At 65.5% G+C, this 24,739-nt stretch carries 24 protein-coding genes and 1 tRNA gene; 13 read left to right on the top strand and 12 right to left on the bottom strand.

Annotated features, from left to right (window positions below):
- Positions 1-6: 6 nt before the first annotated feature.
- Positions 7-786: a glucose 1-dehydrogenase gene (locus tag ACQPZ2_RS34955; RefSeq protein ID WP_433522322.1), complete on the top strand. Its 780-nt coding sequence runs from the start codon at positions 7-9 to the stop codon at positions 784-786.
- Between the two features lie 296 nt (positions 787-1,082).
- On the opposite strand, the gene ACQPZ2_RS34960 is transcribed toward ACQPZ2_RS34955, so the two are convergent.
- Positions 1,083-1,427: a YrdB family protein gene (locus tag ACQPZ2_RS34960; RefSeq protein ID WP_433522323.1), complete on the bottom strand. Its 345-nt coding sequence runs from the start codon at positions 1,425-1,427 to the stop codon at positions 1,083-1,085.
- Between the two features lie 264 nt (positions 1,428-1,691).
- On the opposite strand from ACQPZ2_RS34960, the gene ACQPZ2_RS34965 reads away from it, so the two are divergent.
- From ACQPZ2_RS34965 to ACQPZ2_RS34975, 3 genes are all read left to right on the top strand, one after another.
- Positions 1,692-2,051, top strand: coding sequence for a hypothetical protein (locus ACQPZ2_RS34965; RefSeq protein ID WP_433522324.1), 360 nt, complete (start codon positions 1,692-1,694; stop codon positions 2,049-2,051).
- Positions 2,052-2,210: 159 nt separating this feature from the next.
- The gene (locus ACQPZ2_RS34970) at positions 2,211-3,404 is read left to right on the top strand and encodes an FAD-dependent monooxygenase (protein ID WP_433522325.1); all 1,194 of its coding nucleotides are present in this window, start codon (positions 2,211-2,213) and stop codon (positions 3,402-3,404) included.
- Positions 3,405-3,875: 471 nt separating this feature from the next.
- Positions 3,876-5,366: a WS/DGAT/MGAT family O-acyltransferase gene (locus ACQPZ2_RS34975; RefSeq protein WP_433522326.1), complete on the top strand. Its 1,491-nt coding sequence runs from the start codon at positions 3,876-3,878 to the stop codon at positions 5,364-5,366.
- An 881-nt stretch (positions 5,367-6,247) separates the two neighbouring features.
- On the opposite strand, the gene ACQPZ2_RS34980 is transcribed toward ACQPZ2_RS34975, so the two are convergent.
- Both ACQPZ2_RS34980 and ACQPZ2_RS34985 read right to left on the bottom strand, forming a co-directional pair.
- Positions 6,248-6,544 carry a hypothetical protein gene (locus ACQPZ2_RS34980; protein ID WP_433522327.1) on the bottom strand — a complete coding sequence of 99 codons (297 nt, stop codon included), beginning with the start codon at positions 6,542-6,544 and terminating at the stop codon, positions 6,248-6,250.
- Positions 6,545-7,376: 832 nt separating this feature from the next.
- A tRNA-Asn gene (locus tag ACQPZ2_RS34985) sits at positions 7,377-7,449 on the bottom strand.
- A 213-nt stretch (positions 7,450-7,662) separates the two neighbouring features.
- On the opposite strand from ACQPZ2_RS34985, the gene ACQPZ2_RS34990 reads away from it, so the two are divergent.
- Positions 7,663-7,908, top strand: coding sequence for a hypothetical protein (locus ACQPZ2_RS34990; RefSeq protein WP_040688111.1), 246 nt, complete (start codon positions 7,663-7,665; stop codon positions 7,906-7,908).
- 37 nt (positions 7,909-7,945) lie between these two features.
- Here ACQPZ2_RS34990 and dnaG read toward each other — a convergent pair whose 3' ends face one another.
- From dnaG to ACQPZ2_RS35005, 3 genes are read right to left on the bottom strand one after another with little or no spacing between them, the layout of a single operon-like run.
- Positions 7,946-9,871: a DNA primase gene (dnaG, locus tag ACQPZ2_RS34995; protein WP_433522328.1), complete on the bottom strand. Its 1,926-nt coding sequence runs from the start codon at positions 9,869-9,871 to the stop codon at positions 7,946-7,948.
- 46 nt (positions 9,872-9,917) lie between these two features.
- Positions 9,918-11,159, bottom strand: a complete 1,242-nt coding sequence (locus ACQPZ2_RS35000; protein ID WP_433522329.1) for a deoxyguanosinetriphosphate triphosphohydrolase — start codon at positions 11,157-11,159, stop codon at positions 9,918-9,920.
- Between the two features lie 6 nt (positions 11,160-11,165).
- Entirely contained in the window at positions 11,166-11,849 is a 684-nt protein-coding gene (locus tag ACQPZ2_RS35005; RefSeq protein ID WP_063040894.1) for a YdcF family protein, read from the bottom strand.
- Positions 11,850-12,026: 177 nt separating this feature from the next.
- On the opposite strand from ACQPZ2_RS35005, the gene ACQPZ2_RS35010 reads away from it, so the two are divergent.
- Positions 12,027-12,896: an NAD(P)-dependent oxidoreductase gene (locus ACQPZ2_RS35010; protein WP_433522330.1), complete on the top strand. Its 870-nt coding sequence runs from the start codon at positions 12,027-12,029 to the stop codon at positions 12,894-12,896.
- A gap of 3 nt (positions 12,897-12,899) precedes the next feature.
- Here ACQPZ2_RS35010 and ACQPZ2_RS35015 read toward each other — a convergent pair whose 3' ends face one another.
- A complete protein-coding gene (locus ACQPZ2_RS35015) occupies positions 12,900-13,574 on the bottom strand; it encodes an MBL fold metallo-hydrolase (protein WP_433522331.1) in 675 nt (224 codons plus the stop codon).
- Positions 13,575-13,604: 30 nt separating this feature from the next.
- On the opposite strand from ACQPZ2_RS35015, the gene ACQPZ2_RS35020 reads away from it, so the two are divergent.
- Positions 13,605-15,575, top strand: a complete 1,971-nt coding sequence (locus ACQPZ2_RS35020; protein WP_433522332.1) for a TPM domain-containing protein — start codon at positions 13,605-13,607, stop codon at positions 15,573-15,575.
- A 44-nt stretch (positions 15,576-15,619) separates the two neighbouring features.
- On the top strand, positions 15,620-16,435 hold the full coding sequence (locus tag ACQPZ2_RS35025; protein WP_433522333.1) for a MerR family transcriptional regulator: 816 nt from the start codon (positions 15,620-15,622) through the stop codon (positions 16,433-16,435).
- Positions 16,436-16,444: 9 nt separating this feature from the next.
- Here ACQPZ2_RS35025 and ACQPZ2_RS35030 read toward each other — a convergent pair whose 3' ends face one another.
- Complete coding sequence (locus ACQPZ2_RS35030; RefSeq protein ID WP_433522334.1) at positions 16,445-17,881, bottom strand: molybdopterin-dependent oxidoreductase; 1,437 nt, start codon at positions 17,879-17,881, stop codon at positions 16,445-16,447.
- Positions 17,882-17,937: 56 nt separating this feature from the next.
- Complete coding sequence (locus ACQPZ2_RS35035; RefSeq protein WP_433522335.1) at positions 17,938-18,360, bottom strand: MarR family winged helix-turn-helix transcriptional regulator; 423 nt, start codon at positions 18,358-18,360, stop codon at positions 17,938-17,940.
- 48 nt (positions 18,361-18,408) lie between these two features.
- Between ACQPZ2_RS35035 and ACQPZ2_RS35040 the strand changes: the two genes are divergently transcribed.
- Positions 18,409-18,804 (top strand): PPOX class F420-dependent oxidoreductase, encoded by a 396-nt coding sequence (locus ACQPZ2_RS35040; protein WP_040688039.1) that lies wholly within the window; start codon positions 18,409-18,411, stop codon positions 18,802-18,804.
- A gap of 12 nt (positions 18,805-18,816) precedes the next feature.
- Here the strand turns inward: ACQPZ2_RS35040 and ACQPZ2_RS35045 are convergent, their stop codons facing one another.
- Positions 18,817-20,058, bottom strand: coding sequence for a phthiocerol/phthiodiolone dimycocerosyl transferase family protein (locus ACQPZ2_RS35045; protein WP_433522336.1), 1,242 nt, complete (start codon positions 20,056-20,058; stop codon positions 18,817-18,819).
- A 96-nt stretch (positions 20,059-20,154) separates the two neighbouring features.
- Between ACQPZ2_RS35045 and ACQPZ2_RS35050 the strand changes: the two genes are divergently transcribed.
- Positions 20,155-20,781, top strand: a complete 627-nt coding sequence (locus ACQPZ2_RS35050) for a TenA family protein (protein WP_433522337.1) — start codon at positions 20,155-20,157, stop codon at positions 20,779-20,781.
- Here ACQPZ2_RS35050 and ACQPZ2_RS35055 read toward each other — a convergent pair.
- A complete protein-coding gene (locus ACQPZ2_RS35055) occupies positions 20,778-21,698 on the bottom strand; it encodes an NADP-dependent oxidoreductase (protein ID WP_433522338.1) in 921 nt (306 codons plus the stop codon). The genes ACQPZ2_RS35050 and ACQPZ2_RS35055 overlap by 4 nt on opposite strands.
- Positions 21,699-21,822: 124 nt before the next feature.
- Here ACQPZ2_RS35055 and ACQPZ2_RS35060 point away from each other — a divergent pair, with 124 nt between their 5' ends.
- Entirely contained in the window at positions 21,823-22,233 is a 411-nt protein-coding gene (locus tag ACQPZ2_RS35060; RefSeq protein ID WP_433522339.1) for a DUF1707 domain-containing protein, read from the top strand.
- Between the two features lie 95 nt (positions 22,234-22,328).
- On the opposite strand, the gene ACQPZ2_RS35065 is transcribed toward ACQPZ2_RS35060, so the two are convergent.
- A complete protein-coding gene (locus tag ACQPZ2_RS35065) occupies positions 22,329-23,720 on the bottom strand; it encodes a glycine--tRNA ligase (RefSeq protein WP_433522340.1) in 1,392 nt (463 codons plus the stop codon).
- A gap of 218 nt (positions 23,721-23,938) precedes the next feature.
- On the opposite strand from ACQPZ2_RS35065, the gene ACQPZ2_RS35070 reads away from it, so the two are divergent.
- Together ACQPZ2_RS35070 and ACQPZ2_RS35075 are read left to right on the top strand one after the other, a co-directional pair.
- The gene (locus ACQPZ2_RS35070; protein ID WP_062991218.1) at positions 23,939-24,289 is read left to right on the top strand and encodes an ArsR/SmtB family transcription factor; all 351 of its coding nucleotides are present in this window, start codon (positions 23,939-23,941) and stop codon (positions 24,287-24,289) included.
- On the top strand, positions 24,286-24,726 hold the full coding sequence (locus tag ACQPZ2_RS35075) for a Fur family transcriptional regulator (RefSeq protein WP_433522341.1): 441 nt from the start codon (positions 24,286-24,288) through the stop codon (positions 24,724-24,726). The genes ACQPZ2_RS35070 and ACQPZ2_RS35075 overlap by 4 nt, the downstream gene beginning before the upstream one ends.
- Positions 24,727-24,739 lie beyond the last annotated feature (13 nt).

Here is a 24,739-nt window from a genome sequence, read left to right on the forward strand (position 1 = left end):
ACTCGAATGACCACAGGACTGTTCGACATCGAAGGAAAGACCGCACTGATAACAGGCGGGTCCCGCGGCATCGGATTCATGATCGCGCGCGGCCTGCTCACCGCGGGCGCGCGAGTGATCATCGCCTCCCGCAAGAGCGCCGATATCACCACGGCGGCAACCGAATTGGCCGAGCACGGCGATTGTGTGGCGGTCACAGCCGACCTGGCCACCCCCGAGGGAGCGCACACCCTGGCCGATGAGGTCGCCGCCCGGTTCGACCGGCTGGACATCCTGGTCAACAACGCCGGCGCCACCTGGGGCGCACCGCTGGACGAATTCCCGCCCGCCGCATGGGATCGAGTAATACACACCAATGTCGAAGGCGTCTTCCACCTCACCGTCGCCCTGCTGCCACTACTGCGCGCCGCCGCCGAACCCGACGACCCGGCCCGCGTTGTCAATATCGGCTCAGTAGACGGCATCCGCCCCTCCGATATGGACAACTACAGCTACACCGCGAGCAAAGCCGCGCTTCACATGCTCACCCGGCACCTCGCCAAACGCCTTGCCGCCGAAGCGATCACCGTCAACGCCATCGCCCCCGGCCCATTCGAAAGTAAAATGACCGCCTTCCTGCTCGACACCGACACCGCCCGCACACACGTCGCCCAAACAGTCCCCCTCGGCCGCATCGGCAGGCCTGACGACATCGCCGGACTGGTCACCTTCCTGACCTCGCGCGCAGGTAGCTACCTCACCGGCACCATCATCCCGCTCGACGGCGGAATCACCGGATGCGCCTAGATCCCGTTCGACTACTCGGGAGCGGCTGACTCACCACCCAGCCCGCGGCTCAGCAACGGAAGCCGTGGCTGGCAGTCACCGCGAGTCTGGTGTCCCATGCGGCAGTGACCGGCTCGCCCGCGAACCGGGGTGCCACACCGGCACCCGCGCTGTGGGAAGACACTGGCCTACGCGACAGCCGACACCTCCGGAAGGCCATCGACGCCGTCCCGCCTAGGCCGCTGACCAGAACCGCACACCTGGCTGACTCGAGTGCGCAGTCGGCGCGGCCTCGCTACCAACATCACGCGGCGTGCTCACGAGGTCAGGTGCCCAAACCTGATCGCCAGCAGATTCGCTACCAGGACGGCGACGAAGACGACCGCGCCCGCTCGGTAACTCACGGCCCACAGTCCCACCGCAGCACTGCCGAAAACCACGACCTTGGTGACGACCGCGAGCACTGGGTTGCCGAATGTCGCATGCGGCGCCGCGAAGAGGCCCCAGGCCAGCGCCGCGAGGATGGGCACGCCTACGGCCAACACGAGCTTGACCGGAGTCACAGCGGCGGTCTTCCAGCCCCACAGTCCCAGCGCTCCGAGCGCGACCAACTCCATCGCGAATGCCAGCGTGAGGTTGGCCCATTTCCAGACTTCCTGCATGTGCGTTCTCCCATAAGACCGCGAGAGCGTCGCTCTCTAATGAGAGCAGTGTGCACGGTAGATTCGGCTTCGTCAACCCTGTTGCCGCGAGCACCTATTGCTTTTGGCAACCGTCGCCAACGGCAACGGAGCATGGGGGCATCCTCGGATTGGGCAACGGCGGGAATGCGGCGGGCATTATAGATCGGCCACTGCGGCGACTTCTGGAGTTCGGCGAAACCGCGTAGAATTCGAGCAGGTCGGGACAGCATTCGGAGCCCTATCATGACTGAGAGAAAGAATTCACACACGAAGTTCGCCCGGCTGGCGGCTGCCGCCGGTGTAGCCGCGGTTGCCGCGATTCCGGTCGTCGCAGCCGCAGCGCAAGCGCCTACCGCGCGCGCAACGACGCCCACGTCTGCAACCCAACTCGTCGACGGCCCCGGTTGGGGTCACGGCGGTGGTTGGGGTTGGGGCGGCGGCGGCTGGGGTTGGGGTCACGGCGGCGGTTGGGGTCACGGCGGTGGTTGGGGTCACGGCGGTGGCTGGGGTTGGGGCGGCGGCGGCTGGGGTTGGGGCGGCGGCTGGGGTAACGGCCCCGGCTGGTGGAACCCATTCGGCGGGGGTGGCTGGGGGAGCTTCTAGCGCCGGTAACCGAGCCCGGACACGCACAGCGTGCCGGGCTCGGTTATATCGAGTACCGATCATGTGGAGTCAGGTTCGATCAACCGGGCCGGCGCTGGTGACGAGATGAAGATTGTGTGTATCGGTGGCGGGCCGGCCGGGTTGTACTTCGCTATTTCGATGAAGCGGCGCGACCCGGCCCATGCCATCACGGTGATCGACCGCGATCCGCCCGGGTCCACCTACGGCTGGGGCGTCGTGTACTGGGACGACCTGCTCGACATTCTGTATCGGAATGACCCCGACAGCGCCCAGGCGGTGCGTGCCGGGTCGGTTCTGTGGCGTGAACAGGCAATCCATGTGCGCGACGACCAGACCGCACATTTCGGGGGCTACGGGTTCAGCATGGGGCGCGCGGCATTGCTCGACGTGCTTTCCCGACGGGCGAGCGACCTGGGCGTCGATGTCCAGCACGGGCGAGAGGTCCACGATCTGTCCGGCTTCGACGGCACCGATCTCATCGTCGCTTCCGACGGCGCGAACAGCCGGGTACGGCAGCTGGGTCGTTTCGGCACGTCCGTCACACTCGGCGAGAATCGATATATCTGGCTCGGTACGGACAAGATCTTCACCCGATTTACCTTCGACTTCGAACACACCTCGGCCGGCTGGATCTGGTTCCATGCCTACCCGTCGGTCGCCGGAAAAATCAGCACCTGCATCGTTGAGTGCCAACCGCAGACTTGGCATGGACTGGGATTCGATTCCCTGGACAACCTGGAGAACTTGCGTGTGCTGGAGAACATATTCACGCGCCTTCTCGACGGTCACTCGTTGATCAGCAAGACACGAGGCGAGTTCGCAAGGTGGAGCCGCTTTCCCGAGGTAACCAACAAGTCCTGGTATCACGACAACGTGGTGCTGCTCGGCGATGCAGCCCACACGACGCACTTCACCATCGGTTCGGGCACCCGGTTGGCAATCATCGACGCCATCGTGCTCGCACAGAACCTGTACGAGCATGCCGAGGTCGCCGACGCGCTGGAGAACTACGATGCGCAGCGGCGCGCTGCAATGCGCCCGATACAGGCCGCCGCCCGTACCAGCATGATCTGGTTCGAACACGCCGACCGGTATCTCGACCGCAGCGCCGTGCAGTTCGCCTATGCGATGGCGGCTCGGCACGGGCTCCAAATGCCGTGGCGATATCAGCTACACCTGCTCACACAGGTACCGACTGTGCGCAAGATCCGGCGTGCCATCGACTCCGGACAGCGGTGGTGGCGGGCTGCCCGACGGGGGGAACTCGCGATGGCACTACCCTCGCAACGACGCCAACCCGAACCGATCCCGACCGATCAGTCGATGTTCTGATCCCCGCACAAGCCGGGTCGACCGGTCTGCCGCCGTATCCCGAAACGGACAAAACCAGGGTCGAACTGACTGTGTCCGATCATGTTGCACGGCAATGGATTCAGCGTCAGCTCGATCGAGCACCGCAGGCAGCAGGACGCGGACCCAGGACCACGACGAGCTCGGGGAGACCGTGAGGTCGACGGTGCAGTGAGTGCGGCAGCGCGGGCATCCGAGTGAACATTCGAGGAGTCGTTTGCACAGAATTAACGTGCAGGGCACATGACCGCGGCCGACAGCACTGCGCCGACCACTAAAATCAATGATGCGTCTACGACACGACATCGGTGTCACCGCAAGAGCACAGCGGCTCTATCGGTTCCTAGCGCCCGCAGATTCCGACAGACCATACAAGCGTCGCGGCACCTTCACACCGCCCGCTGAACTGAGTTGGCAATCTGTCCTGAACCCAGCGACAACGCGGAGACCCTTATGTCCCACGCCGACCTGAAACCCGCCCGCCACCTGAACGTCCGCATCATGACACCGGGCCAACTCGGCAGCGGCACATCCGCTGACCCGGCAACGCTGTCGCAAAAAATTCCGTTATCGGGCGAAACCGGGCCATCCCGGCAACTCAGCTCGCTCGACGTCGTGCTCCTCGATGCCGAATCACCCACCATGCTGCTGCACGTCGGGTCGGTCACGCTACTGGAGCCCTCCACCGCGGGGAGCGCACTGGACGTCACGGTGCTGCGACGGTTGATCGCGAGCCGACTACATCTGATCGCCCCCCTGAGGTGGCGATTGCGCACCGTCCCATTAGGTCTCGACCTCCCCTACTGGGAAGACAGCGACACCATCGACCTCGGATATCACGTACGCGATACACGCCTACCCGCAGGTTCGACCGATGTAGCGCTGGCCGATCTCGCCGCCCGCCTGCACGCCCAGCCCCTGGACCGAAATCGACCACTGTGGGAATGCCACCTGATCTCCGGGTTGACCCAAGGCCGCCAAGCCATCTACACCAAAGTGCACCACGCACTGATCGATGGTGTCTCAGGAGCCGAGGTCATGGCCGCGGTCTTCGATATCGTGCCCGAACCCCAGCCCGTACCACCACCACCCGACGGGCTCCGCTTGGGACGAACGCCCAACCCCGCCGAAATACTCGGCCGCGGCATCGCGCACACGATGACCCGCCAAGCCGATCGGATGCGCCTACCGCTGCGCCTGGGACCGACATTGTCGAACACACTCACCGACATACCCAAAGCCAATCCCACACTGCCCGGTAACCACCCCAACGGCCCCGACCGGTCCTTCGCCTTCGCCTCGGTATCACTCGACACCGTCAAACAGATCAAGAACAGCTTCGGCGGCACCGTCAACGATGTGGTAATGACGTTGTGCACCACCGCATTTCGCCGCTGGCTACACGACCACGACGCAGCAGCCGACGCCCCCGCCGTGGCCGCGATCCCGGTATCGGTGCGCACCCAGGAGCAACTCGGCACCGCGGGCAACCAATTCTCCATCATGTTGTGCGAACTACCGATCGGCGAACCCGACCCACAACACCGCATGAAACTCACCCACGCCGCAATGCTGACCGCCAAAGACCGCTTCCAAGCCACCCCACCGACCCTGCTGCACTACGCCACCGCGGCCCTACCCCAGATCCTGCACGGTCTGGCAACCCGCTTGCTCCTACGCGTCGCCGCCCCCGCACTCCCCCTGGCCAACATGATCGTCTCCAACGTGCCGGGACCGCAGATACCGTTGTACGCCGCAGGAATTCGAGTGGCCGGGACCTACCCCATCTCCGTACTCACCGACCTTTCAGGCCCACTCAACATCACCGTCATGTCCTACAACGGCCACCTCGACTTCGGCATCCTCGCCTGCAGCGACACCGTCCCCGACGTCTGGAACATCGCCGCCTACCTACAAGACGCACTCGACGAACTAGCTCAATAACGGGCACCCGCGACGGACAGCGTCCCGGACGGATGGGTCGTGATCGAACCCGTCGGGCGTTCTCGGGTTCACAGCGAATCGAATCGCTCTCGCTCCAGTCGTTCTCGCTCCCGTCGTTCGATCTTCGCCTGCTCCTTCCCCAGGCCCGATAGCGTTCGAAATAGTCGGCCAGGGGGCGCAACGTGTTCCGCGTCCGTGCCAACTCGGGACCGAAGCTGCCGGACGATTGTGCGTTGAGGTACTCGTAGAGTTCGATCGCCTCCTCGAGCGCCGGATACGCATACGGCCCAACACGATCACCAACTCGAGCGACGCGGTCTTGTGCAGCATCGCGGCGAGGCTCGCCAAGTACTGGGAGTCGTGTTCGGCCAGCCGCCGGTACGCGGCGATCGACTCTTCGTCGAGTTCGATGGCCTCCGCGAGCTGCCCGGCTCTCGCGAGCAGTTCGCCTGCGGATTCCGCGGAACTCGCCAAGCCTGCATCGAAGGTGTCCGGGCGGGCTCTGGTGAGAAACCTGTAGTGCTCGAGGGATTCCAGGGCGGCGAGGAGCGCCTCGTCGAGGCGAGAGCGACGCACCGGGAAATTCTCGATCGGATCGAATCCGCCCGCGTCAGGGCGTACCCCTGGATTCAACAGTCCCGACACGTACTCCCACGCCCGAACCCGCGGCTCCGACCGCGCGAACCGGCCCGGATCCGCGATATCAACGAATCCAACTCGGTCACAACATGATCCAACACCACCCAACAGATCTACCAGCACCCACTGGCCGCAAAGTGGGCACTAATTCCCGGTTGTCGAACTACGCCAAAGCCGCTTTCCTGCAAGGGCTTTCGGCCGCGAAGCCAGGTCCGCAAATTCTTCGATTAGAGAGTCGAAGTTCATCCGTAGTATTTGTGCGCTGTCTCGGGAAGTTCGCCCGCTGAGCCGACCTTGTGCAGGATCGCTGATGCAATCTGACGGAGGAGGTTCGGATCGACGCCCTCCGCCGAGCCGTCTCGCACTCCGTCCGACCTGAGGATCAGATCACCAATCGAGTCACCGTTCTGAGTGCAGGGGCGCACAGTGTCGGGGTACACCCGAACAAAGCCTTCATATTTGGCGGCACCGCCATAATCGGACGCCCAGCGATAGACCGTTGTGCCCGGCTGGCGCCAAATTCCGATCGAATATGCCACCTTGTCCCTTTCTCAGTTGCTCCACTGGTAACCCAGCCCGTCTTTTGCAGCCGCCTCGGCGTCCCAGCGGCCGGTCCGTGACGTGGCCGACCTGCCACGTAAACGCATAAGCCGCGGGCGGCCGATCTCGAGACGCTGACCGACTCCGAGTGCAGCTCGGATCGTGGCTGGCGGGCGAGGACATCGACGGCACCCTTGGATACACCCACGGCCTCAAACGAACCCGCGGGTCCGCGACGTTGCCGACATCGAACTCGGAACCGGGCGCCGCCCCGGCGAAGCACTCGCCCTGCGCTGGGCCGATGTCTACCTCGACAACAAACCGGCCCGAATCACCTTCTCCGGCACAATTATTCGAATCAAAGGCACAGGACTCATCCGTCGGAATGGACCAAGACCGACTCCGGCTACCGGACAGTGGTCCTGCCCCAGTTCGTCGTCGACACTCTCCGGCGCGTCAAAGCCGACGCTGTCGACAACGACCCGGATCTGGCTTCCCCAACCGCGACGGCGGCATGTGGGATCCACACAACTTCAACCGCCTGCGGCGCCAAGCCCACGGCGAGAAGTTTGCCTGGTCACACCCCAGACCTTCCGCAAGACCGTTGCATCCCTCATCGCCGACCAATACGGCCCCAGGCCACAGCCCAACAACTCGGCCACGCCAACGACTCGGTCACCAAACGTCACTACATCGACCAGCCGACCGAAGCACCCGACTTCACGGCGGCCTTGGGACGACTCTCACGCTGAAAACGTGTCGTTTCCGTGTCGTTCTACCCCCGAAACGGACAAAACCAGGGTCGAACTGCTACGTTCGCCCTGGTCACAGCTCCCCCATCTGGACTCGAACCAGAAACCTGCCGATTAACAGTCGGCTGCTCTGCCAATTGAGCTATAGGGGACTATCCTTTGGCTCGTCCGTACTGGGCGGGCCGAGGTGAAACTTTAGCGTATCGGCGCTCGCCTTCCCAAATCGCGTCTCTACCTGGAGACATGCGAGGGCTTCGGCGTGTCCGGGGGTGGCGCGCGGTGGGGGTGGATCCGGATCGACAGGCGTACCGGGCGTCGGGCAGGATGGTAGCCGCGCACAGGCACTTTGGGAGGAGCTCTACGAGATGCTGCGGTTGATCATCGGCATTGCGGCCGGGTACGTGCTCGGCACGAAGGCCGGGCGGGGTCGCTATGAACAGATCAGTGCGGCGACCCGCGCGGTAACCGGGAGCCCGGTGACTCGCAAGCTGGTTCTCTTCGGGCGACAGAAGCTGTCGGACAAGCTCAGCACCCAGGCGAAGTTGGAGCCGATGGTGCCGCTGGATGAGCGGACCACGGTTCTGGTGCCGCAGGATCAACTGCGCCGCTGAGTTCGCGGGGCGGATCGGGGAAGCGTCGAGCCGCAGCTCAGCCCGCGGCGAAGTCGTCGTGATTCCCCATCGCCTGGGTCAGCAAACTCTTGCGGTACTGCTCCAACGCCACGAGATCGCCGAACAGCGCCATATAGGCCTCGGCCTCCTCGGTCGAAGACACACGCTGCAGCTTCGACTTCAGCTCCGCGATCTGGCGGCCGACCCAGGCCTCCTGCACACGAGCCAGCACCCCGGTGACGAACCGGGGAATGTCATTGGCCGACTTCACCGGCATCTGCTCACCCGACAACTCGGAAACCAGCGCACGCATGGTCAGATCATCGGTACCGTCCGACACAGCGTTGACCCACTCCGCGCCGCTGAGCCCCGATGCCGTGCCACCGGCCTCTGCGATCATGGCGCGAACGGCGGCGTAAGCCGGATGGGTGAAGGCCTCGGTCTCGATCGAATCGAAAACCGCACCGGCCATCGCCGGATACTGCAATGCCGCACCGAGCGCTTGCCGTTGCGGCAGCAGCGTCGGATCGTTCGGGTTCGGGCGCGCGGCGGGGTGTTCGGCGACGACCGCGCTGGGCTGTGCCGCGCCGGCCGCCGGGCCACGGCCGCCCGGACTCCCACCGTTGCGATTGCGCTTGGCTTCCTCACCGACCCGCCGCACCACGGTCTGGATATCGTCCCAGCCGACCCAGCCCGCGAGCTTGGTCGCATAGGCCTTGCGCAGCGCGTTGTCCTTGATCTGCGCCACCACCGGCACGGCACGGCGCAGCGCCTCCACCTGTCCCTCGGCGGTGTCCAGGTTGTGGTCGGCGAGCAGGCCGCGAATCACGAACTCGTACAACGGGGTTCGCCGTGCCACCAGGTCACGCACCGCGCCGTCGCCGGAGCGCTGGCGTAGTTCGCACGGGTCCTGGCCGTCGGGGGCGATGGCGATGTAGGTCTGCCCGGCCAACTTCTGGTCGCCCGCAAAGGCTTTCAGCGCCGCCGCCTGCCCGGCCGCGTCACCGTCGAAGGTGTAGATGATTTCGCCGCGCCAGAAGTTGTCGTCCATGAGCAGTCGGCGCAACAGGGCGAGATGTTCGTCGCCGAAGGCGGTACCGCAGGAGGCGACGGCGGTTTTCACCCCGGCCAGGTGCATGGCCATGACGTCGGTGTAGCCCTCCACCACCACCGCCTGGTGGCCCTTGGCGATCTCGCGCTTGGCGTGGTCCAGACCGAACAGCACCTGAGACTTCTTGTACAGCAAGGTTTCCGGCGTATTGATGTATTTGCCGGGCATGGTGTCGTCGTCGAAGAGCTTGCGCGCACCGAAGCCGATGACGTCACCGCCGAGATTGCGGATCGGCCACAGCAGCCGTCGGTGGAAGCGGTCGATCGGGCCGCGCTGCCCCTGCCGCGACAGCCCGGCCGCCTCGAGCTCCTTGAAGTCGAAGCCCTTGCGCAGCAGATGCTTGGTGAGCGTGTCCCAGCCCGCGGGGGCGTAGCCGCAGCCGAATTGCTGGGCGGCATTGCCGTCGAAGTTGCGGTCGGTCAAATACTTGCGCGCCACCTCGGCGTCGGGCTCGCGCAGTTTGGCCATGTAGAACTCGTGTGCGGCGGCATTGGCGGCGACCAACCTGGCCCTGGTGCCGCGGTCGCGCTGCACCGAGGTGCCGCCGCCCTCGTAGTTGATCTGGTAGCCGATCCGATCGGCGAGCTGCTCGACCGCCTCGACGAAGCCGACGTGCTCGACCTTCTGCAGGAAGGCGAAGACGTCACCGCCCTCACCGCAGCCGAAGCAGTGGTACAGGCCGTGGTTGGGCCGCACATGGAACGAGGGCGACTTCTCGTCGTGAAACGGGCACAGGCCCTTCATGGAGTCCGCGCCCGCCCGCTTCAGCGCGACGTACTCCCCCACCACATCCTCGATCCGGACGCGTTCGCGTATTGCCGCGATATCGCGATCTGGGAGTCGTCCGGCCACGGCGGTCAGTCTAGGCTAGTCCGGCCTCGACACGCCCAGCGGCTGGTCACGCGTCTACTCGCTCCAGTCGACTCTCGGTATAGGACGCGATCTGGTCGACGATCACTCGGACTCGCGCGGTGTCGTCGGTCGCGGCCTGCCACCACGGGAGCAGCAGCGGGTCCAGCCCGTGCGGTGCCGTCGCCAGCAGTCGGGTCGCGACCGCCTGTATCCGCTCGCGCTGTACGGCCTGACGCTGCTTGTGCACGAGATCGGACATGACGTAGCGCAGGGCGACGGTTTTGAGCATCGCGACCTCGGCGGCGACGATCGGCGGAACCTCGAGATCCGCGGCATAGCGGGACAACACCGCGCGCCCGCCGACCTCCCGCGTGGCCATGATCGCAGCCGTGGCGAACCGGCCGACCAGTTCACTCGTGAGGCGCTTCAACGCGACCGAACTGGCGAGGGTGCCGTCGTAGCAGGCGGCTTCGGCCACCACCGGCAGTTCGGAGAGCCGCTGGGCGGCACCGATCAGGTCGTCCACCGAAAGCGTGGGGTGCTGGCCGTGCCCGAGTTCGGCTAGCGCCGCCTGTTCGGACGGATCGGCCAAGGCCCGCAATTCGATGCGCCCGGCGATTACGCCGTCCTCCACATCGTGCACCGAGTACGCGACATCGTCGGACCAGTCCATGATCTGGCATTCGAGGCTCTTGCGACGGTCCGGCGCATCCTTGCGTACCCATTCCAGCCGATCCAGATCGATATCGTAGGCACCGAATTTGGTCCCCGAACCTGTTCTGCCCCAAGGATATTTGATTGCCGCGTCGAGTGCGGCGCGGGTGAGATTCAAACCCGCGCTCGTGCCGCCCGCATCCAGAACCTTCGGTTCCAGCCGGGTGAGGATGCGTAGGTTCTGCGCATTGCCCTCGAATCCGCCGTACGCGTCCGCGAAGAGGTCGAGGGCATTCTCGCCATTGTGGCCGTAGGGCGGATGGCCGATATCGTGCGCCAATCCGGCCAGATCGACCAGATCCGGATCACAGCCGAGACCGTCGGCGATGCTGCGCCCGATCTGGGCCACTTCGATCGAATGGGTCAAGCGTGTGCGCGGGGTGTCACCGTCACGCGGCCCCATGACCTGGGTTTTGTCGGCGAGTCTGCGCAGGGCCGCCGAATGCAGCACGCGAGCACGGTCGCGGGCGAATTCGGTGCGGTGACCGGTTTCGAATTCACTGCGCGGCGGGCCGAGTCCGGCGGACTTGGCCCGCTCCACCACCATTCGCTCGCGGTCGTGCTCGGTATACATCGAATCTCACTGCCCCGCTGAGTATTTGAAGTCCGATGAGAAGTGCGTGAGCTGGTACCAGAGCAAAGCGCCGGTCTCCCTTGCGATTCCGTGCGCCTGCGACTCTCTGGTGTAGACGGCGGGGCCGGTCCGGGTCGGCGCGGTCCAGGCATCCAGCCCGGCATCGCGGGCCATGGTTCTGGTGCGCAGCGAATGCCACGGATCGCTGACCAGCACCGCCGAGGACATCTCGCGGGCACTCATGGCGGTCGCGACGGCCTCGATGCTGCGCAGGGTGTCCGAACCGGTTTCCACCGCGAGGATCCGGTCGCTCGGTATGCCGCGCTCCTCCAGATAGTTCTTGCCGGAGGCGGCCTCGGTGTACAGATCGCCATCCTGCTTACCGCCCACGGTGATCACCTTCGGCGCCACACCGGCCTTGAACAGTTTGTATGCCTGGTCCAATCGCGCCTCGAACACCGTCGACGGGGTGCCCGAGTATTGCGCGGCGCCGAGTACGACGATCGCGTCGGCCTTGGTGTAGTCGTCGATTCGCGCGACCTGCCAGACCCGGAATGCCGTGCCGCCGACCAGCACCGCGCCCATCACGATCGCGCCCATGACCAGCCGTCGTGCCCAGCGCACCAGCCCGCCTCCGACGCTGCGGGATGCGCCGGATCCGGTAGCCGAGGCCAGGGTCGCCGAATTCATCTCACCAAGTTTGCCAGGTCACCCCCGACGAGAACGTAACCGACGCATATCGATCGGCCCACACTTACCTTTTGGTTAGTACTGAACTTATTAGTCAGTACTTGTCGTCAGCGCAGTGAGCCTCGAGAATGAATTCCGGCGCCGAACCAGCATCTCGATACTTTGAGGAGTGGATACATGACGACATCCGTGACGGTCCTCGGGCTCGGCGCGATGGGACAGGCGCTGGCAGCGGCGTTCGTACGGGCCGGACACCCCACGACAGTCTGGAACCGCAGTGCTGGTCGGGACGCGGAACTCGTTGCGGCAGGGGCGAAGTCGGCGCACACCGTGGCCGAGGCAGTGACCGCGAGCGACCTCGTGCTGGCCTGCCTGTTGGACCATCGGTCCGTGCACGAGGTACTCGACCCGGTGACCGATATCCTGGCCGGCCGCGCGTTGGTCAACTTGACCAGCACCGAGCCGCGCGGATCGCGTGAACTTGCCGAATGGGCCGCGAATCACGGCATCGACTTCCTCGACGGCGGCATCATGGCCGTCCCGCCGATGATCGGCCGAACCGGCTCATCCGTGCTATACAGCGGCTCCCGTGAACTCTTCGACAACCATCGCGCAACTCTCGAATTGCTCGGCAGCGCCGAGTATTTCGGCACGGACGCCGGACAGGCCGCACTGGTCGACTTCGCCCTGCTCGCCGGAATGTACGCCATGTTCGCGGGCTTCTATCACGGTGCCGCCATGGTTCGCACGATCGGCATGTCGGCCGAGGACTTCGGTAAACGAGCGTCCGGCTGGATCGCCGCGATGACCGGATCACTTCCGAGAGCCGGAGCCACCATCGACTCCGGCGATTACTCGAAACCGTTCCAGCCCTTGGATTTCACCAAGGCCGCCGTGGACGCCATCGTGTCGGCCAGCCGCGATGCGGGCGTCGACCTGGACATCGTCGGAGCGATCAAGAATCTCGTCGATCGCCAGGTCGCCGACGGCCACGGTGTGGACAGCAGCGAGCGGATGTTCGAAAGCCTCAACCCGCGCGCCGCATAAGGCCTACCAACCGCGTTCGCGCCATTCGCCGAGGTGCGGGCGTTCGACGCCGAGCGTGGTGTCGTCACCGTGACCCGGATAAACGACGGCCTCATCCGGATAGCGATCGAAGAGCTTGGTGGTGACGTCGGTGAAGAGGGAGTTGAAATCTTCCGGATTGGTGGTGCGGCCGACTCCGCCCGGGAAAAGGGAGTCACCGGTGAACAGGTGCACGCCCGGACCGTCGACGAGGGCGAGGGCAACCGAGCCCGGAGTATGTCCACGCAGGTGGACGACCTCGAAGGCCAGGTCGCCGACCTCGATGAGATCGCCGTCGGCAAGTAATCGGTCGGGACGAACCGGCAGCGCTTCGGCATCGAGTGGATGCGCGGCGGTCGGTGCGCCGGTGGCGGCGGCAACCTTTTCCAGGGCCCACCAATGGTCCCGATGCTGATGGGTGGTGACGACCAGGGCGACGCGGCCCGGCGTCTCCTGGTTGACGAGTTCGATTATGCGGTCGGCTTCGTTGGCGGCGTCGATGAGCAGTGCCGCACCGGTGGCGGTGCACTGCACTAAATAGCAGTTGTTGTCCATGCCACCGACAGACATTTTGATAACGCGGGCACCGGGGACGTCCCGCTGTTGCGGATTCGATCCAGGGGACACGTGACCGGTGTACGGCAGGTCGATCGTGATCACAGTTCGATGCTAGCCAGCTAGATTCATCCCATGCCGTCGATAGCGCCGATTCGTCGAATCCGCTGGTTCGCCGCAGTGGTCCTCAGCGTGGCGTTTCTCTGTGTCGCGCCGGCCGGTGGCCCGGCCGCCGCCGAGCCACCGCTGCGGATGGGGCCGTATGTGGTCGACTCGGCGCAGGTGCTCGATCGAGGACAACTCGATCGGGTGTCGGCGGCGGTCGACGACCTCTACGCCGATCAGCAGATGCGGCTCTGGGTCGTCTATGTGCACGATTTCAACGGGATGAGTCCGCAGACGTGGGCCGATCGCACCGCGACCATGTCCGGATTCGGCGGGCGTGATCTGTTGCTCGCCGTCGCCACCGAGGATCGCGCCTATTGGTTCAAAGGCGAGTTGCCCAGCAGTGTCAGCGATTCCGAGTTGGACGGCGTATTGACGCGCGATGTGGAGCCCGCGCTGCGCAACGGCCGGTGGGCCGACGCCGGGATAGCGATGGCGGATGGGCTGGATTCGGCGATGCGCGGTGGCGGGGTCAGCCTACGAACGCTGCTGATCGTCGCCCTCCTGATCGTGCTGATCGTCGTTGGACTGGTGCTGTATTCGCGCAAGCGGCGCGCCGACCGCAGGCGGGCCGAGTTGGCGGCAGCACGGCAACTGGATCCCGATAATTCCACCGCGCTCGCGGCATTGTCACTGAACGCCTTGCAAGACCGGTCGAAGGAAGTGCTGGTCGAGATCGACAATGCCGTGCGGACCAGCGCCGAGGAGTTGGCGTTGGCGACCGGTGAATTCGGCGATACCGCGGTCACTCCGTTCAGCACCGCCTTGGCGAATGCGAAGTCGGCTGCCGCCAAAGCCTTCTCGATCAGACAGCAGCTCGATGACGATATTCCCGAGACACCGGATCAGCAGCGCACCATGCTGGTCGATCTGATCGGCACGGTCGGGCGGGCCGATCGGGAACTCGACGCTCAGGTCGCCGAATTCGATGCGATGCGGGATCTGCTCATCAACGCATCCGCTCGCTTGGACGGGCTGACAAGGGATTTGGTCGAATTGACCGGACGCGTGCCGGGTTCGGAGACCGAACTCACCCGGCTCACCACCGCGTATCCGGCCAGCGTGCTCGCGCCGGTTCGCGACAACGTGACGATGGCCCGCGAGCGAATCACCTTCGCGGAGCAGAACATCGACACGGGACGTACTGCCCTCACCCAGCCGGTCGGCAGACAGGGCGGTGCGGTCGCCGCGATCCGGGCCGCGGAAGGCGCAGTGGGACAGGCTCGCACGCTGCTCGATGCCGTCGACAATGCGGCGACGAATATCCAGCAGGCGAGCGATGGGCTGCCCGCCGTACTCACCGAGCTGCGCGCGGATATCGGTACCGCGAAGGAGCTGTCCGGCTATGGCGGTGTCGATCTGCACGCCGCCATCACGGCGGCGGAAACGGCCCTGACCATCGCAACCGCCACCGCGACCAGCGACCCATTGGACGCCTTTCACGACGCCGTCGCGGCCGATAACGCGCTGGACCTGGCCAATGCCGCAGCCACCGACCGCAAACTGGCCGCCGAGGATCTTCAGCGCCGACTCGATCGGGCGCTGACCGATGCCCGCGCCCGGATCGGCGCGGCAGCCGACTACATCAGCACCCGACGCGGCGGCATCGACGCACAGGCACGCACCCGCTTGTCCGAAGCACAGCGCAATCTCGATGCGGCACAACAGCTTTCCACCAGCGATCAGGCGCAGGCCCTCACCAGCGCACACACCGCCGCCGACCTGGGTGCTCGCGCACTGCGGGAGGCGCAGGCCAGCGTGCGGGCCTGGGAGAACAGCCAACCGCCCTCGGGCACCGCGCAGGCCGGTGCGGTACTCGGCGGAATTCTGATCGAAGGACTGTTGCGCGGCGCCACCCACCAACGCTCCAGCGGCTACACCCCCGGTTCGTTCGGCGGTTCCACCGGATCCCGCCGCATCAGCCGGGGCGGCCGGTTCTGAGGGTTGACCCTGACACCGTGTGAGGCCATAGACCGAGAGTCGTCATGTTCAGTATCGGAGACTTCGCCAGACACGGACGGGTATCGGTGCGGATGCTGCGCCACTACGACGCGATCGGGCTACTGCGGCCCGACCGGGTCGACGCGGTGACCGGCTATCGCTACTACGAGGGCGGTCAGCTCGCTCGGCTCAATCGCATTGTCGCACTGAAGGATTTGGGCTTCACACTCGAGCAGGTGGGCCGGATCCTCGACGACAAGGTCGACACCGCGGAACTGCGCGGCATGCTCGCGCTGCGCCGCGCGGAGTTGGAGCAGCGGATCAGCGGCGATCGCGCCCGACTCGTCCAGGTCGAAACGCGGCTCCGGATTATCGAGAAGGAGGGCGTTATGCCCGCAAATGATGTGGTGGTCAAGTCCATCCCGGCCGTCCGGGTCGCCGAATTGACCAGCATTGCAGCCGATTTCCAGCCGCAGACGATCGGCCCCGTGGTCGGGCCGCTGTTCGGGCAGCTGTGCACACGCCTGGAACAGGCAGGCATCGCCATCGTCGGACCCGCAATCGCCTACTACCAGGAGCAGCCGGACGGGTCGGTGCACGTGCACGCCGCCATGCCGGTCAATGTCGAACCCGCCGCGTCCTGCGAATTCGCGATCGTCGACCTGCCCGCGGTGCCCCGGGCCGCCACCGTCGTACACCGGGGCAGCATGGACGAGGTCCTGGAACCATGGCAGTCCCTGGCCAAATGGATCGATGCCAACGGATACCGTTCCGCAGGCCCCGCCCGCGAGGTGACCCTCGAATACACCGAGGACACCTCCGGCTGGGTCACCGAACTCCAGGAGCCCATCCACACCTGACAGCCGCGGTCAGACCTCGAGGGTGACGGTGTGGAAGCCGGTTGGGCCGGAGGGGAAGGGTGAGCGCGGGGTGCCGTCTTGGATTTCCCCGGAGCGGCTGATGGCGCGGGCCTGGATGGTATGTTCACCTGGGGGCAGGTCGAGGGTGGTGCGCCAGCGACGCCAAGCGGCGGGGGCGAGTTCGGTGCCGAGATCGACTGGGCGCCAATCGCCTTCGTCGACGCGGAGCTCTACGGACTCGACACCGTGCGGCGGCGCCCAAGCCACCCCCGCGACGTTGGCAGCGGCACGGCCTGGCGTGGCGACGTCGATGCGGGCCTGCGGTGTCACCCAGATCGGATCCGACGGCCAACCGCGCTTCCACCAGTAGTCGATGTGACTGTCGTCGGTGAGTTCCAGTTCGGCAAGCCATTTCGCGCCCGTGTACTGGCCGTAGAGGCCGGGTACGAAGACGCGGGCCGGGAATCCGTGCTCGGGGGCGAGCGGCTCGCCGTTCACACCGATCACCAGATATCCGGGCCACGCGCCGGAACGCAGCGGTTCCACCGGCAGTGAGATGGTGTAGCCGTCGACGGCCCTGGTCACCAGCCGGGTCGCACCGGTTTCGGGAATCGCGTGCTCGAGCAACTCCGCCAGCGGAACCCCGTACCAGCGGCCGTTACCCGCGCGACGCTCACCGGGCCGATTGTGCACGCACACTATGACAGCATCGAATTCCACTGCGTCCGCGGCCAATTCGGCCAGGGACAGGCGCAACGGATGTGCGACCTTGCCGGTGACCGACAGCCGCCAGCGCGTCGGATCGATCCGCGGCGGACTCAGATTGACATCGGCGACATAGAAGCTCCGGTTGCCGGTGATCAACGATGACAGTCCGGGTTCGTCCTCCAGGCCGTCCTGCGGCACCATCGAAATCCCGCCCAGCGGGCCGACCCGGCGGATCGCGGCGCGCTGCCTGCGGTCGTAGTCGTGGATCAGTGCCCGCGCCCCGGCCAGCAGTCCGGCACCGGCGCCCGCCCACAGCAGCGCGCCGAACCGCCCATGCGGGCGCCCGCGCAATCCGAGACCGAGCACGCCCGCGGCTGCGGCCGCACCGGCGACGGTTGCGGGCGAGCGCGTCGGTCGACGGAAGCCCAAAGCGGCTGCGGCGGCACCGAAGGCGGCGACGGCGGGCGTACGCGCCTGATCGGACAGCGCTGCGAGCCCGACGGCCGCGGCGACCGCACCGACACCGACGCCGAGGCGCGTCACGGCCTTATCGTGCTTGCCCGACAGGGCGACGGTCGTCTCGACCACCGGCACCGGCGCGGTATCGGCCATGCCCCGGCCGATGGCATCGATCAGCGAATCACCGCGCGAGGCCGCGATCAACTCGCCGACGCCGAGCGCCCCGACACCGATCGCGGCGGCACCGAGCACACCCCCGCGTTTCCCGTTGGTCCGCACTGTTCGAACACCCGCTTTCCTCGATCACAACGCCTTCGCTACGAACCTACCGCCCCTCACTCCTGTAGGGCCTCGGTGAACCGGGCCAACAACTCTCGCAACTGTTCGCGCTCCTGCACACTGAACGCGGCGGCCACGCGGCGCTCGATGGCGGCGGCCTTGGCATCGGCCTTGGCGAAGGCTTTGCGACCGGCGGGGGTCAGGCGGGTTTCGAGCACACCGCGGTGCCAGGGATGCGGTGTGCGTTCCACGAGACCGCGCTCCTGCAGATTCTTGAGCACCACCGTCATCGCCTGCGGCGTCACCATGCATTCCCGGGCGAGAGCGGCGGCGGAGACGCCCGGGTTCTCCGACAGCGCGTAGAGCGCCGCGTACTGCGGCACCGTAAGCGGTTTGACCGCCTCGTGTTTGACGGCCATCAGCTCCTGCTCGGCGCGCTTGAGGTCTAGACCGAGCCGCTGCTCCGCAGGCAATTTCATAAGTGTCAAAGATAGCTGAAGTATCAAAGCCTTGATAGTCTTCGATGTATGGACAACCCCGTAATCCCCGAGAGCCACGCCGATTTGCTATCGCGCCCGCTGTTCGCCCATCTCGCAACGCTGAACCCGGACGGCACTCCGCAGGTGACGCCGGTATGGCAGGTGTGGGACGGCGGGCGCCTGCGCTTCACCACCACGATCGATCGACGGAAAGCCGTCAATACCAAGCAGAATCCCGAAGTCGCGGTGAGCATCAACGATCCGGAGAAGCCCTACCGCTACCTCGAGGTCCGCGGCGTCATCGAGGCCATCGAACCCGATCCGAACGGGGAATTCTTCGATGTGCTCGCACGCCGCTACGACCTGCCGTATCAGCGTCCGGTCGCCGACCATCCGCGCCGGGTGGTGCTCGTCATGCGCCCGACGCACGCCACCTACCAGTAGCAGCAGGCGCCCTCAGGAGCTGACGGCCTCCTCCGCGAGGGCCGTCAATTCGTCGCGCACCGCGGGCACGAGCCGGTCGGCATCGCCGCCGAGCACGCCGACGGTCAGCCGTCCCTCGAAGGTATAGACCAGGAAGGTCACCGCCGCCGAGGCGCCCGCGGAGGGACGCGGATGAGCGGAGACGTAAACGATCTCGTAGTCGGTGAGCGCGATATTCGCGGGGATGCGGAAGGCGGGCACGGCACCGGTATTCGTCACCGCGACATGTCCGGCTAGTGAGTGGATCCGGGTTGGGCCGAAGTAATCCGGGAAGTGCAGCACCGACTGCTGGACGATGCCCTCGGCCAGATCATGCCGCAATCGGGCCGAAATGTGTTGGGCTAGTTCGAGGATGTCCGCGGACAGGTCGACCGCCGCGGCGAAAGAAGCCAGACCCGCCATATTGGTGCCTTCCGCACGCGCGACCGGCGGGTCGAGACGGGTGCGCATATCCACCGGATACAGACAGCCGAGCGGCACGGGATCGCCTGTGGCCCTGGCCTTTTCCGAGGCGACAGCGCGCAGCAGGGCCGCGGTGACCACGCCGTTGACGGTCGCTCCCCGATAGCGCCCGAGGCCGATGATGCGGGCGCTCGCCTGCTCATCCAGGATGATGCGCCGCGGCTGGACCAGTGCGGCGGGCGCGGGAATCGCGGGCTCGCGCGGAATGACCACGGGCTCCAGCGGCTTGGTCACATCTTCGAAACCGGAGATCGAAGAGCGGGCGATTCCGCGCGCCGACGCATGCCATTCCAGCGATTGCGGATAGTCGTGCGGCACAACGGTTGTCGTCCCGGATTCGACGTAATCGGTGTAGAAGTCCCATAGTCGGGCGAGGAGTTCGACGCAGTGGCCCGCGTCGGCGATGCTGTGGTGGGCGAAAAGTGTCACGCGCGAGCGGCCGCGCTCGGAGCGCACGACATCCAGGTACGCCAGCTGTCCCGCCGGATCGATCGGCTCCGGAATGCGGATGGCGTCCGGATCACCGAGGCTCGCCGTCATGCCGATCTCGGGGGCCTCGCCGCGTCGTAGCAGATAGCCGCGGCCGGTAGCGTCCTCGGCGATCCGGCAGGTCACCACCGGATAGGCGCGCTGTAGTGCGGTGAAGGCCGCCCCCAACGCATTCGTATCGAGATCACCGACGACCGTGACGGATCGTCCGGTGTAGGTCCCCGCGCGCACGAAACGTTGTTCCGAGGCACCCAACACCCGCACCAAAACCTCCTCATCCCACAACACATTGCTCAGGGTGCGGCAACTACAGACCGGGGCGCAAACCCGGAGCCGCTCCGACTGAGAGAGACTGCCCACATGAGTCCCGCGGCACACATCAGTCTTACGACGCATCTGGAAGAGCTGGGCTTTCCGTTGGTGGTAGGCCAGTTGGCGCATCCGACGGTGGCGGGCATCGCCAAGGGCGATCTGCCCGAACCGGTCTTCCGGTCCTGGCTCGAACAGGACTATCTGTTCCTGCTGGACTATGTGCGGGTGTTCGCCCGGCTGGCCTGGCAGGCGCCTGCGTCACATCTGGGCGATCTGGTGGATCTCGCGCACGCGACGTATCACGAGGAGCTGTCCCTGCACCGGTCGCTGGCCGCCGAATTCGGCGCGGATCTCGATGGTGCGACAAAGGGTGCGCCGTGCGCGGCCTACACCGCATTCCTGCTGGAGTCGGCCGCGTCCTACGCCGATGGACTGGCCGCGCTGTACCCGTGCATGTGGGGCTATGCGACCCTCGGCACAATCCTGGCCGAGAATCCGCCGTCGGAGCCGCGCTACCGCCGCTGGGTCGACACTTATGCCGACCCCGGATTCGCGGCGCTCACCCGCCGCTGTGGGCAGATGCTCGACGAGGCGGGTGGCGATCCGGCGCGTGCAGAAGCACTATTCCTGCAGGGTATGCGCCACGAATACAAGTTCTGGGATGTGTCCGGCTAGGGGTGCAGCACGATCTTGCCGCGCGTGTGGCGCTGCTCCAGTTCGCGATACGCCTCCTGGACCTTGTCGAGCGGATAGACAGCCGCGACGGGTACCTCCACTGTGCCCGCGGCGGCCAGATCGGCGAGTTCGGCGAGCACATCGATGGTGCCCGCGGCGGCATTGCCGTCGGTCTTCACGCCGTACCTCTCGGCGGCCGCCCAGTTGATGATGGTGTCGATGCGTTCGACCGCAATGCCGAGTTCGATTGCGATATCGACATATTCGGCACCGAACGTGTCGATGAACGCGTCCACGCCAGCGGGGGCGGCCGCACGGATCCGGTCGATCAGGCCCGCCCCATAGGCCACCGGAATCACCCCGACCTTGCGCAGCCAATCGTGATTGACCTCGCTCGCGATACCGAGAACCGTTGCGCCCCTGGCCCGCAGGAGTTGTACGGCGATCGAACCGACGCCGCCCGCCGCACCCGAGACCGCGACCGTATCGCCCACGTGCGGATCCACGGCCCGCACGGTCGCGAAAGCCGTTGTCCCGGCGACATACAACGACCCGGCGACATCCCAATCCAGCTTCGAGGGCTTGAGGGTCACCTGCTCGGCGGACACCACCACGTGGGTGGCATGACTGGCCCGCTCATCGGTGAATCCCAGCACCTCGGCGCCGATCTCGATCCCGCCGACACCCGATCCGATCTCGACGACGCGACCCGCGAAATCGGTCCCCTCACCCGAAGGAAAGGTCGCGGGCCACCGCTCGTGCAGCGCACCCGAACGGATATACCCCTCCCCCGGATTGATACCGGCCGCCACGACCTCGACGACGACCCGACCGGGTCCCGCCTTCGGCGTCGGCACCTCGACCACCTTCAGCTCTTCGACTCCGCCATAACGATCGAACTTCACAGCTCTTGCCATATCCGGCTCCCGCCTACTCGGTGACATACGCCCGTCAACCGAGTAACCCGGCAGGAAATTTCCATGCACCGACGATCTTCGCGACGCACTGCCATGAACGGCACCAAGCCTTAAGCTGACACCCGTGGGTGAGGAAAGGCTGCGGGCATCGGACGCAGACCGCGAGAAAATCGCCGAACAATTGCGGGTGGCGATGAACGACGGCCGATTGTCGCTGCATGAATACGACGACCGACTCAAACAGGTGTATGCCGCCAAAACCTATGGCGAGCTGACTCCGCTGCTCTCGGACCTGCCTGTGCCGCGCAAAGCAGCACCTGCGGCACAACGCGTGCCGCAATGGGTCATCATCATGTGGATTCCATGGGCCGCAGTGAACGCACTGTGTCTCACGATCTGGGTGGCCACTGGCGCGGGATACTTCTGGCCGTTCTGGGTCGCGGTGCCGTGGGGCTGCGCGCTGCTGATCCCGAGCGCGATCGGGATGCTCGTCCAGTCGAACCGGAAACCTGGCACGAATCCACCTCCGACGTAAGAAATCCGCGACCCCCGGAATCCACTCAGCGGTTACAGATCCTTACATGCGAAACGCCCTGCCGCAGCGCGACAGGGCGTTGATCGCTATCGAATTCAGGCGCCGATGAGATGCTGCGCCAGGTAGCCCTCGACCTTGTCCAGCGCAATCCGCTCCTGCGCCATGGAATCACGCTCGCGAACGGTGACCGCCTGATCCTCGAGGGTGTCGAAGTCGACGGTGATGCAGAACGGCGTGCCGATCTCGTCCTGGCGCCGGTAGCGACGGCCGATGGCGCCGGCATCGTCGAATTCGACATTCCAGCTCTTACGCAGCTGTGCGGCAAGATCTTTCGCCTTCGGCGTCAGATCCGCATTGCGCGACAACGGCAGCACCGCCGCCTTGACCGGCGCGAGCCTGCGGTCCAGCCGCAGACTGATGCGCTCCTCCATAACGCCCTTGGCGTTGGGCGCCTGGCCGACGGTGTACGCATCGACCAGGAACGCCATCAGCGAGCGGGTCAGACCGGCCGCGGGCTCGATGACGTACGGGGTGTAGCGCTCATTGGTGGTCTGGTCGAAGTAGCTCAGGTCATTGCCGGAATGCTCCGAATGGGTCTTCAGATCGAAGTCGGTGCGGTTGGCGACGCCCTCCAGCTCACCCCACTCGTTGCCCTGGAAGCCGAAGCGGTACTCGATATCGGTGGTGCCCGCCGAGTAGTGCGACAGCTTGTCCTTCGGGTGCTCGAACAGGCGCAGGTTCTCCGGGTCGATGCCGAGGTCGGTGTACCAGGCGAACCGGGTGTCGATCCAGTACTTGTGCCACTCCGCATCCTCACCCGGCTTGACGAAGAACTCCATCTCCATCTGCTCGAACTCACGGGTGCGGAAGATGAAGTTGCCCGGAGTGATCTCGTTGCGGAAGCTCTTGCCGATCTGCGCGATGCCGAACGGCGGCTTCTTGCGCGCGGTGGTCATCACATTGGCGAAGTTGATGAAGATGCCCTGCGCGGTTTCCGGGCGCAGGTAGTGCAGACCCTCTTCGGACTCGACCGGGCCGAGGTAGGTCTTGAGCATCATGTTGAAGTCACGCGGCTCGGTCCACCGACCGACGGTGCCGCAGTCCGGGCACACCACCAACTCCATCGAGACGGAGTCCGGATCGTCGATCTTGTGCTTGATCGCGTAGGCCTCCTGCAGGTGGTCCTGCCGGTGCCGATGGTGACAGTTCAGGCATTCGACCAGCGGATCGTTGAACACGCCGACGTGGCCGGAGGCGACCCACACCTGACGCGGCAGAATCACCGACGAGTCGAGGCCGACCACGTCCTCGCGGCTGGTGACCATGGACCGCCACCACTGCTTCTTGATGTTCTCCTTGAGCTCGACACCCAGCGGACCGTAGTCCCACGCCGATTTGGTGCCGCCGTAGATCTCACCACACGGGTACACCAGACCCCGGCGCTTGGCGAGGTTGGCAACGGTGTCCACCTTCGACTTGGGTGCCACTCGAGAATTCTCCATCCACTGAGAGTCGGATAAGGGTCGGCCCGGCTCGGGGGACCCGGGGCACATGCCGATAGCCCATTGGCTTGCCGACAGTGCACTGATTTGCCTATAGCCTATCGGCCAGGACCAAGCGGGTTTCCACCGCACGGCGGCCCAGGTTTGACATGCGCAACTGTGCATATCAAAATGGAATCGCTTTCCAATAAGGAGTTGGTTCGATGACCGCCGAGACCGCTACCGCCCACCCGCACAACCCGTACCGATCACCCGCGCCGGTGCCGGTGCCGACGCGGAGCGTCCTGGAGGACGCGGGTGAGTTGCTACGCGCCCTCGCCGCCCCGGTACGCATTGCCATTGTGCTCCAATTGCGCGAATCGCCGCGTTGCGTACACGAGTTGGTCGATGTTCTCGGTGTCACCCAACCGCTCGTCAGCCAGCATCTGCGGATTCTCAAGTCGGCGGGCGTGGTGCACGGGGAGCGCTCCGGCCGGGAAGTGCTGTACGAACTCGTCGACGACCACCTGGCGCATATCGTGGTCGATGCCGTGGCCCACGCCGAGGAAGGGTGATCGTGCCAGATAAGACGGCCTTGCCGGAAAAGCCGGTGGGCATCCGCAGTACCCGCCAGCGCAGTGCGATCGCCGCGCTGCTCGGCGATATCGAAGAGTTCCGCTCCGCGCAGGAGTTGCACGACGAATTGCGCCGCCGCGGCGAGGGCATCGGGTTGACCACTGTCTACCGCACCCTGCAGTCGCTGGCCGATGCCGGACTCGTCGATGTACTGCGCACCGACACAGGCGAATCCGTCTACCGGCAGTGCTCCACCGGACACCATCACCACCTGGTCTGCCGACACTGCGGTCGCACCGTCGAGGTCGAGGGCCCGACGGTCGAGGCATGGGCCGAAACCATCGCTTGCGAACACGGATTCACCGAGGTCAGCCATACCATGGAGATCTTCGGAACCTGCTGCGAATGCGCTAAGGCGGACCGCTCCAAAATGTGATGGCAGTCACATG

The sequence above is a fragment of the Nocardia pseudovaccinii genome (assembly GCF_050942345.1).
GTDB classification, from domain to species: domain Bacteria; phylum Actinomycetota; class Actinomycetes; order Mycobacteriales; family Mycobacteriaceae; genus Nocardia; species Nocardia pseudovaccinii.

Coding starts and splice junctions, on each gene's coding strand:
- ACQPZ2_RS34990 (WP_040688111.1), top strand. CDS start 7,663: ATGCTGCGGTTGATCATCGGCATTGCGGCCGGGTACGTGCTCGGCACG.
- ACQPZ2_RS35020 (WP_433522332.1), top strand. CDS start 13,605: ATGCCGTCGATAGCGCCGATTCGTCGAATCCGCTGGTTCGCCGCAGTG.
- ACQPZ2_RS34955 (WP_433522322.1), top strand. CDS start 7: ATGACCACAGGACTGTTCGACATCGAAGGAAAGACCGCACTGATAACA.
- ACQPZ2_RS35000 (WP_433522329.1), bottom strand. CDS start 11,159: ATGTATACCGAGCACGACCGCGAGCGAATGGTGGTGGAGCGGGCCAAG.
- ACQPZ2_RS35070 (WP_062991218.1), top strand. CDS start 23,939: ATGACCGCCGAGACCGCTACCGCCCACCCGCACAACCCGTACCGATCA.
- ACQPZ2_RS35040 (WP_040688039.1), top strand. CDS start 18,409: ATGGACAACCCCGTAATCCCCGAGAGCCACGCCGATTTGCTATCGCGC.
- ACQPZ2_RS34965 (WP_433522324.1), top strand. CDS start 1,692: ATGACTGAGAGAAAGAATTCACACACGAAGTTCGCCCGGCTGGCGGCT.
- ACQPZ2_RS35050 (WP_433522337.1), top strand. CDS start 20,155: ATGAGTCCCGCGGCACACATCAGTCTTACGACGCATCTGGAAGAGCTG.
- ACQPZ2_RS35035 (WP_433522335.1), bottom strand. CDS start 18,360: ATGAAATTGCCTGCGGAGCAGCGGCTCGGTCTAGACCTCAAGCGCGCC.
- ACQPZ2_RS35025 (WP_433522333.1), top strand. CDS start 15,620: ATGTTCAGTATCGGAGACTTCGCCAGACACGGACGGGTATCGGTGCGG.
- ACQPZ2_RS34975 (WP_433522326.1), top strand. CDS start 3,876: ATGTCCCACGCCGACCTGAAACCCGCCCGCCACCTGAACGTCCGCATC.
- ACQPZ2_RS34960 (WP_433522323.1), bottom strand. CDS start 1,427: ATGCAGGAAGTCTGGAAATGGGCCAACCTCACGCTGGCATTCGCGATG.
- ACQPZ2_RS35005 (WP_063040894.1), bottom strand. CDS start 11,849: ATGAATTCGGCGACCCTGGCCTCGGCTACCGGATCCGGCGCATCCCGC.
- ACQPZ2_RS35055 (WP_433522338.1), bottom strand. CDS start 21,698: ATGGCAAGAGCTGTGAAGTTCGATCGTTATGGCGGAGTCGAAGAGCTG.
- ACQPZ2_RS34970 (WP_433522325.1), top strand. CDS start 2,211: ATGAAGCGGCGCGACCCGGCCCATGCCATCACGGTGATCGACCGCGAT.
- ACQPZ2_RS35010 (WP_433522330.1), top strand. CDS start 12,027: ATGACGACATCCGTGACGGTCCTCGGGCTCGGCGCGATGGGACAGGCG.